Annotated in this window: 5 protein-coding genes and 2 pseudogenes; 3 read left to right on the plus strand and 4 right to left on the minus strand. The window is 71.0% G+C overall.

From position 1 onward, the window contains the following. The 3 genes and pseudogenes from ADL34_RS32430 to ADL34_RS35395 all read right to left on the minus strand — a co-directional run. Positions 1-385 (minus strand): annotated as a pseudogene (locus ADL34_RS32430) (hypothetical protein); the annotation flags it as partial. A gap of 101 nt (positions 386-486) precedes the next feature. Continuing rightward, positions 487-912 (minus strand): hypothetical protein, encoded by a 426-nt coding sequence (locus ADL34_RS32435; RefSeq protein WP_159039013.1) that lies wholly within the window; start codon positions 910-912, stop codon positions 487-489. Between the two features lie 76 nt (positions 913-988). Further along, positions 989-1,654, minus strand: a complete 666-nt coding sequence (locus tag ADL34_RS35395; RefSeq protein ID WP_234375157.1) for a hypothetical protein — start codon at positions 1,652-1,654, stop codon at positions 989-991. A gap of 336 nt (positions 1,655-1,990) precedes the next feature. Here ADL34_RS35395 and ADL34_RS32450 point away from each other — a divergent pair, with 336 nt between their 5' ends. Then, positions 1,991-2,581: an SMI1/KNR4 family protein gene (locus ADL34_RS32450; RefSeq protein WP_063892386.1), complete on the plus strand. Its 591-nt coding sequence runs from the start codon at positions 1,991-1,993 to the stop codon at positions 2,579-2,581. Positions 2,582-2,897: 316 nt separating this feature from the next. On the opposite strand, the gene ADL34_RS32455 is transcribed toward ADL34_RS32450, so the two are convergent. After that, the gene (locus ADL34_RS32455) at positions 2,898-4,103 is read right to left on the minus strand and encodes a hypothetical protein (protein WP_234375158.1); all 1,206 of its coding nucleotides are present in this window, start codon (positions 4,101-4,103) and stop codon (positions 2,898-2,900) included. A 1,000-nt stretch (positions 4,104-5,103) separates the two neighbouring features. Here ADL34_RS32455 and ADL34_RS32460 point away from each other — a divergent pair. Next, positions 5,104-6,239, plus strand: a pseudogene (locus ADL34_RS32460) (PP2C family protein-serine/threonine phosphatase). Positions 6,240-6,701: 462 nt separating this feature from the next. Further along, positions 6,702-7,009 (plus strand): hypothetical protein (locus ADL34_RS36300; RefSeq protein ID WP_159039015.1); only part of this gene is annotated, 308 nt, incomplete at its 3' end.

Below are 7,009 nucleotides of genomic sequence, written 5' to 3' on the forward strand. Positions count from 1 at the left end.
TCAGGATCCAGCCCCGCTTCTTGTACGTGGCCATGACGTAGACACCGCCGTTCTCCGTCGGCACGTCCTCGGTGGGCGTCGTCTCCTTCCAGCCGTGGGTGCCCAGGTCGGCCAGCATGGCGGCGAACTGCCGACGGGCCCTGGCAGCGGTTGCCTCGGAGGCGCCCGTGGCGTCGTCGGACGACCAGGTGACCACACAGGGTGACAGCCGGGCCGCGAGGGCTGCCACCTTCTGCTCCCTCTGCGTGGCCGCCGCTCCGGCCGAGTGGCGGGGCTTCGGGAAGCCCGCTTCGGTCTCTCCCTCGGGGAGACCGGCCGCCACGACGGCAGCGTCCATCTCCTGACGTACGGTGTCCTGCCCGAAGGGCGCCTGCGTCGAGGGCACGGCGGCGGATCGGGCGGGGTGTTCAACGGTGTCTCCGCAGCCGGTGACAAGCACCAGCCCGGCGACGGCCGCCGTCCATCCGGCTGCGCGCGCAAGGCGACTCACCAGTCGTCGCCGATGTCGAAGTTGGCGGTGACGGGCGTGCCGAACTGATCCAACGCGATCAGCAGGTACGTGTCGAGGGCGTTCAGTCCGTCGTGCAGCTTTTCGGCGATTTCCCAGGTCGCCACCTGCTCGGACCGCGAGATCGGCAAGGCGGTCGCGGGGACCTTGTCCAGGGGCCACCCCTCTTCGGGATCGTCCACGATCACATGCACGCTCATCTCGTCGTTCTCGAACCAGAAGCGGTAGCCCCCTGTGGGATCCCGTCCGTCGTCGGTCACCTGGAAGGATATGCCCAGGACGCGCTCCACATCAGCGCGCAGTGTCGCTGCGAACGCCCGGCAGTTCCAAGCGGAATGCGCCGGGCCGACCCGGATGTCGATATCGGCCTTGTAACCGGTTCCGTGTTCCTCGAATTGTCCCACGCGTTCTTCCCCGCGTCGCAAAGCAGAGAGGCGGGCGCCCGGCCAGTTTCACACCGGGCGCCCACCCCCCGCTGTTTCACAGGTTCGCGGTCGGCGGTGGCGGCGGCATCTCATTCGGCATCAACGCAGCGTGCACCTCGACAGTGTCCTGGCTGGTGATGATTTGCGCGCCATTGCGGCGCAACGCTGTGAGCGCCGCCGTGTTGTGAGCTTTGGTGTCCGCGACCACGGTCCGTGCACCGCTCCTGGTGGCTTCGTCCAGGAGCATGCGGAGTGCGGCGGGCATCCCGCCCCCGCCAGGACCGCGCACCCGGCGGCCAGCGGCAGGTGGGCGGTGCCCGCCACGGCCAGGGTGCCGAGCGCGACGGCGACCAGGGCGGCGCCGAGGCAGCAGGGCAGGAGCAGGCCCGCGCAGGTCCGCCAGCCGTCCCAGCAGCGGCAGGCCGAGTGCCGGGGCGATGCCGTAGAGCGCGGCCAGCACACCCGCGCGCGCCAGGGAGTGACCGTCCGCCTGTGCCGCCAGGATCAGCGCGACGGGCACCATGCCCAGCGACAGGCGTCCGGTGACCGAGCCGATCAGCGGACGGCCGCAGTACCGATGACCCAGCGCGGCACGGAAGGTCGGCGGGGTGCGCAGGTGATGCTTCGGGTCTGCCGCCGCAGCGGGCAGTGGTGACGGCTGCGGTGCGCGGGCCGGCGCGTTTGTGGTGCGGGGGACATCACGGACCTGGGCATGGGCCATCGCCTGCCTGCCTCTGCAACGGGGGGAAGTGTGGGGTGCGGAAGAAGACCGCCGCCCGTGCGCCGAGGCCCAGGGGGCAGGCGACGGCGGACGGGCGACGCCGGCGGCGAAGGAGGGGCCCAGCCGCCACGGCGAAAAGCCCAGCAGGCCCACGACGGCGCACTCAACGACGCTTCCGGCGAGACGGACGGCCGCTGCCGCACCTCTCACCCCCTGGCCCGGTGATCGGACGGATCATTCCGTCACGCGAGCCATCGGCTCAACTCACGTCTGCTGAGCCCGCTGCCTCCTGAGGCCGGAGGTCAGAATGTCGGTGACCGGTGGTACCTGTAGGGCGTGAATGATGCGACTGCGGGTGCGATAGCCCTCCTGCGCGAAACCTTTCCAGCGGAGGTCCGCCACTGCCCTTTGGGCTGGGAGGCGGTTCGGGCATGGGAGCGCAGGCACGGCGTGGTGTTGCCTGAGCCCTATCGCACCTTCGTGGCCGAGATCGCGAACGGTACAGACGACGGTCCGCCTGACGAGGGTGGCCTGCTGCCCTTGGGAGAGAAACCAGACAGCTGGGCCGTCTGGGAAGCGGACTACTGGATGAGCCCGGAGCCGTTCGATGGCACCACTGCACGCATGCCCGGTCAGCCCTTCCCGCTCGAGGAAGAATGGCAGTGGGAGTACGACTACTACGACCACACCCGGCACTCAACTCTGTTGCACCACACCTACCAGCACGGCTCTGTACTGCTGGGCAGCGACAGGTCCGGCGAGTACTGGACGCTGGTGGTGACCGGGCCGCAACGCGGTCGGGTGTGGTGGCTCAAAGACGGATGCGCCGCACCCTATCCCAGCTCCCCGTCCGATCAGCCCGAGGGCCATTTCCTGCGCTGGGTGAGGGACTGGCATGTCGGACAGGGCTGGTGGCGGGCCGAATAGCACCATCTCAGACCGCAGCCTCGACCACCGTCATAACGGCAACTGCCCGACAGCGAGGCAGCCTTGGCTCGATGCTGAGCTCCGACGCGAGAGGCAGGACAGGCGAGGCCCAGGGGTGGGTTGCTGCATCAAGACAGAGAGGGAAAGTTGTTCGGTGACCGTCGATCCGTGGGGCGGGAGGCGGATGACGCCGCTCAGGATGCAGGTCCGCGGTCCAGCCCGGAAGCAGCGGGCCCAGCGGCCAGGGCCTGGGCGTGGGCGGCGGCGTGGCCGGTGGGCGCCGCCGGGCCTGCGGCGGCCGCGGTGGCGGGGCGGGTCATGACTTCCTGCAGGCGGGCGCGTATGTCCTCCTCGTCGAAGGCGGCGCCGGCAGCCCGGGTGTGCTCCAGTGCGCCGAGAGCGCGGTTGAGCAGGTCGCTCTCGGCGCCTGTGGTGGCGCGGCGATGGGCGGTGACGGGCTGTTGGAGCTGGTAGTGGATCTGGCCCTCCAGCGTCTGGGCCGCGCTCTCCAGGGTGCCGAAGGCCTCGATGACGCGGCTGTGGGTCTGGGCGGCGGCGACCGGCGCGAGCGGGCGCGGGCGGGGACCGGGAAGGCGTCGAGGAGTTGGCGTGCGTCCGGCTCGCGGCCCGAGTGGGCGGCGGCGGTGTAGGCGCGGACGGCCTCGCGGGCCTGGGCCAGGTGCACGGTACGCGCCTCGTCGAGGACCGGGGCGGTGCCCAGGAGGGTGCCGCCGGCTCGCCGGTCGCCCACGTAGTCCGTGAGGTCGGGCTCGAGGACCGCCCGCAGCTGCTGGGCGTGCGCATCGCGCAGGGCGGCCTGGTCGAGCAGCCAGACGGCCATGGGCGCCAGGGCCGGGACGTCGGCGGCCAGGGGCTCGACCGCGTGCCAGTCCTCGACCAGCTCGGTGCGAGTGCGGTAGGCGAGCTCCAGGCGGTCGATCAGCTCGACGACCTTGAGTGCTGTGGTGACCACCAGGTCGGCGGTTGGATCGTCGAGTTCTCCGGCGCGCTGAAGGCTCGGGGTAAGGACGGAGGGCGGCGGACAGCCAGCCAGGGCGCGCATGTGACAGGCCCAGGCGGCGGCCGCGGCGATCCACCCCAGCTCGAGTCCCTGCTGCGCCTCGGCGTTCCTGCGGTAGAACCAGCCGGCCAGTTGCTCGCTGAAACGGGCCTCGTCACCGGCCGGATCACGCATCAACTCGGCGGCGAGTTCGCCAGGGGTGTGCTCGCGCAGAACGCCCAACTCGGCCGTGAGGACGGCCAGGTGCCGTACGCCGTCGTCCAGTTGAAGCCAGCGGCGCAGCGTCTCGGCCCGTCCGTGGGTGACCTCGTGCAATGCGATGCGGGTGAGGTCGGCGTCCGCGCGGGCGATCCCGCTCTCCCCGACCCGGGGAGCCCCACTGTCCTCGAAACCGGCCGGCTCACTGCCCTCGCCCACCCACACCAGGGCGTACGCGTCCTGACCTCGCTCAGCCAGCCAGGCACGGAAGTCGTCGGGGAAAGGGTGGGGCTGCTCGTTCATCGAGGAGACCTTCGGCTCGGCAGTGGGTGCCGCGCGGCCCAGGGGCGGCGGCTGGGCGGCAGCATGCCCGCGCCGATCACCTCCACGGCCGGGCCACCGCAACAGGTCCGCCCGGCGGGAACCGAAAGGCGACCGACCTGAAGCACGTCCCGTGAGACGGGACGAGGCCCGGGAAGGGAGCGGGCCTGGGCCGGGCGACGAGACGCCCGGCCGCCGGCCGCCTGCTTCGACGAGGAACGGGGCGGTGGAGATGGTCCAGGGGGATGTGGGGACCTGAGGGGGTGAGTGGCCTTGTGATCATGGTGGTCGTCATCGTCGCGCGCGAGTGGGGCGGGTGCAGCTGGCCCGGGAGCGGGAGCAGGAACTCTTGGCTGAGAGGGTGAGCGGGATCGCCGAGGGGGACCGTGAGGTGCGGGTGCACCACGGCGGTGCGGCCGGCGTCTGGTCGCTGACGGGCACTGTTGGAGGTCGCCCGACGGGCCGTGCGGTGCCCTTCGGGGAGGCGGCGCCGGTGCGCGGACGTACGCGCGCGGCGAGACGGCGCCGGTGACACGCAACCTCCGGAGGTGGCGCTAGAGCTACCTCCGGGCTGACCTGCGGTTTTTCAGGCAACGGAGTGAAAATCGGGGCATGATGCGCCTCGATTTCCAGGCCCTCCCCTCTCCAGGTGGGCGGCCGGCGAGCCGGGCAGTGTGGCTCCCCCGCCAACCTCGACGGGCCGACGCTGGAGCAGCGGGAAGCGTCTCGCGTGGTGTGGAGTCGTGGCATGCAGTTCGAGGATCTCGTCCAGGTTGCGGGCCTCGAACCTCGAGAAGTCCGTCTCTCGCGCCAGATCTCCCACTGCGGTCCGGCAGGGAATGGTTGCTCCGTCTGCTGCGAGGTCGGTGGGTCCGCGGCTCCGAACGGTGTGAGAGTGGGGTCGAGGGAGTGAGGTGATGTCGTGAGGGACGGACCCGACCAGACGGCCGCTTTGGGCCTGGACGAACAGCTGTTGGAGAGGATGCTTGCCGACGTCCACGCGATCATCCCCTACCAGCTGCCCGGTCTGGTGGACCGTTGTGCCAGGGCGATGGGACTGAGCGGCGCGACCGTCTACTTGGTCGATCTGCAGCAGCGCATCCTGGTCCCGCTCGACGAGCAGGACACGCTGCCGGTGGACGGCAGCAAGGCCGGATGGACCTACCGCACGGTCTCGGTGCGGATCGAGGAGGAACAGGGTGAGTTGCTCGTCTGGGTGCCCCTGGTCGACGGTGCGGAACGCCTCGGCGTGCTGGGCGTACGGTCGGCGTCGATGGACGCCGTGCGGCTGCGCCGCTGCCATCTGCTGGCCCACACGCTCTCGCTGGTCGTCACCTCCAAACGGACCTACAGCGACTGGTTCGTGGCCCGCACCCGCACCCGCACACCGAAATGCTGCGCGCCTTCCTGCCGCCCCGCAGCATCGGCACTGCGTCGGTCATCTCCACCGGCGTGCTGGAGCCGGCCTACGACCTGGGCGGGGACGCCTTCGACCACTCGCTGACCCGCAACATCCTTCACGCCGCCATCTTCGACTCCATGGGCCACAACCTGGCCTCCGGCCTGACCACGGCGGTGGCGCTGGCCTGCTGCCGCAACGCGCGCCGCTCCCGCGCCGACCTTCCCGAGATGATCGAATCCGTCGACCAGGCTCTCGCCCAGTGGCTGCCCGACCAGTTCTGCACCGGCGTCGTGTGCCGGCTGGACGCCGACACCGGGGTGCTGCGCTGGAGCAACTGTGGCCACCCCGCTCCCCTGCTGATCCGTGACCAGCGGGTGCTCGACAAGGCACTGGAAAGCCCGCCGCAACCGCCCATGGGCCTGCACGGCCTGTTCGGGTCCACCGCCGCACGCACGGTGCACGAGACGACCCTGCAACCCGGAGACCGGGTGCTGCTCTACACGGACGGCGTCATCGAGGCTCGCCGGGGCGGCGACGAGTTCGGCCTCGACCGGTTCGCCGACTTCATCATCCGTTCCGCCGCCGCCGGACAGCGGCCCGCGGAAATCCTGCGACTGCTCATCCACGACATCCTCGACCACCACAGCGACAAGCTGACCGACGATGCCACCATTTTGCTGATCGAATGGCAGCCCCAGCCCACCTCCTCCGGCTGAGGCACCCGCGGCGGTTGGCATTCCTCAACTCGCCGTGGCGTCCTGCGTACGCGCGAAGGGGGCGACGCCCTGAGCGTCCTGCGGATCTGCACCTGCGCCGGCGCTTCGCCTGCTACTCACACAGCGCGCAGTCGCGGAGTCTCGGTTACGGCCGTTTGCTCGACCTCGACCAGGCGACCGGGGTGTGCGCTCGACGGCAGCCAGGTCCTCCCCGCAGGTCAGCCTGCTCACGCCCTGACAGGTGGTCGTTCGCCGGGACCTGCAGCAGGTGCGCAGGCCCGTTCGGTTGCCCGCTTTCAGCGTCCCGGGGAGCCCGGTGCGGGTCTGGGTGTGTCGTTGGGGAGTTGAGGGTGCAGCGGCGAGGTCGGTGGGAGAAGGGCGGCGCGTTCGGCTGTGGTGTGGGCCCGGATCTGTTCCAGGCGGCGTTGGACGCGGGCGTGGGTGTACAGGTCGATGGCGTCGGTGAGGTGGTCCCCATTCCTCGCCGTCCAGGCCCGCCGGGCGCGGGCCGAGCACGTCGGGGCCGGCGCGGTGGTGGCGGCGCCGGTAGTCGCCGATGGCGGTCAGCAGCCGGGTGTAGGCGCGCTGTTCGTCCTCGTCGTCCTCGCCGGGGGCGGTGATCTCCTCCATCCAGTCCTCGGGCAGTCGCTCGTCGGCGAGTACGGCGGCCAGGGCGCGCCGGGCGAGGCGGGCATCGAGCGCGCCGTAGGACTGTGGGGCGATTGCGCGGGGGTCGCGCAGGGCCGGGTGGTGGGGCAGCGGGCTGGTGG

The organism is Streptomyces sp. NRRL WC-3605, from assembly GCF_001509795.1.
GTDB lineage: Bacteria > Actinomycetota > Actinomycetes > Streptomycetales > Streptomycetaceae > Streptomyces > Streptomyces viridochromogenes.